This is a genomic window from Erythrobacter sp. RANMB8 (genome assembly GCF_056848235.1).
In genome coordinates this window covers 1-1,253 of sequence record NZ_JBREHG010000030.1, presented here as the reverse complement: position 1 = coordinate 1,253, position 1,253 = coordinate 1, and the positions used below count along the sequence as shown (strand labels likewise).

Below are 1,253 nucleotides of genomic sequence, written 5' to 3'. Positions count from 1 at the left end.
GACCAGTGACCTGCCCCCCGCTGGCTCCCTCGATTTGATGTAGAGTCTGCCCTGAGCGAAGGAGCAGATGAATGAGGAAGAGTCGTTTCACCGAGGAGCAGATTATCGGCATGATCAAGGAGCAGGAGGCTGGGCTGCCGACTGCCGAGGTTTGCCGCAAGCACGGGTTGAGCCCAGCGACCTTCTACAAGCTGAAGGCCAAGTCTGGCGGCCTGTAGGTATCAGAGGCGCGGCGCCTGCGACTGCTCGAGGAGGAGAACAGCAAACTCAAGCGGCTGCTTTCCGAGAGCGTGCTGGACAATGCGATCCTCAAGGATCTCATGGGAAAAGTCTGACGACGCCAGGCCAGCGACGGGACGTGGCGCTCGGCGTGATGCAGGATTACCAGATCTCACAGCGCCGGGCCTGCGGGCTGGTTGGCGTCGACCCCAAGACGGTCAGGCGAGAACGTCCGCCAGACCATGCCGAGATCCGCGAGGAGATGCGCGAGATCGCCGCCCAGCGCCGCCGGTTCGGCTACCGGCGCGTGGGCGTCATGCTCGAACGCAAGGGGCACGTGATGAACCACAAGAAGCTCTACCGACTGTATCGCGAAGAGGGCCTGGGGGTGCGGCGGCGCGGGCGCAAGCGGGCACGCGGCAGCCGCACGCCGATGCCTGTGCCGCTGCGGCCGAACGATCGCTGGTCGATGGACTTCGTGGCTGACACCTTCGGCGCTTCCCGCAGGCTGCGTATCCTGGCGATCAACGATGACGCCTGCAGGGAGAACCTCTGCCTGCCGGGCGATACCAGTATCTCCGGTGCTCGGGTTGCCCGGGACTTGGACACGCTGGTGCGGCTCTATGGCAAACCGGCTTGCATCGTCAGCGACAACGGGACGGAGTTTACGAGCCGGGCAATCCTGAGGTGGGCGCGCGAGAACCGGGTCGAATGGCACTATATCGATCCGGGCAAGCCGCAGCAGAATGCGTTCATTGAATCGCTCAACGGGTCGCTGCGCGACGAGCTGCTCAATGAGGAGCTGTTCGACAGCCTCGTCGATGCCCGACGCAAGCTGGCTGTCTGGCGCTACGACTACAACAACGTCAGGCCGCACTCATCCCTGCGGAACCGAACGCCGGCACAAGTGCGCCGGGCGTTCCTGCAAGATGGAAGCGTCCCACCCGGCGCGCTTGTGCCGGCGGGCGTGCACGAATATCAAACTGGCAGACTCTCGTTATGACCGCGGGATCAGCGGGGGGCAGGTCACAATG

Annotated in this window: 1 pseudogene; it reads left to right on the top strand. The window is 64.0% G+C overall.

The window, feature by feature from the left end:
• Nucleotides 1-71: 71 nt before the first annotated feature.
• Nucleotides 72-1,222, top strand: a pseudogene (locus ACU0AG_RS16075) (IS3 family transposase).
• Nucleotides 1,223-1,253 lie beyond the last annotated feature (31 nt).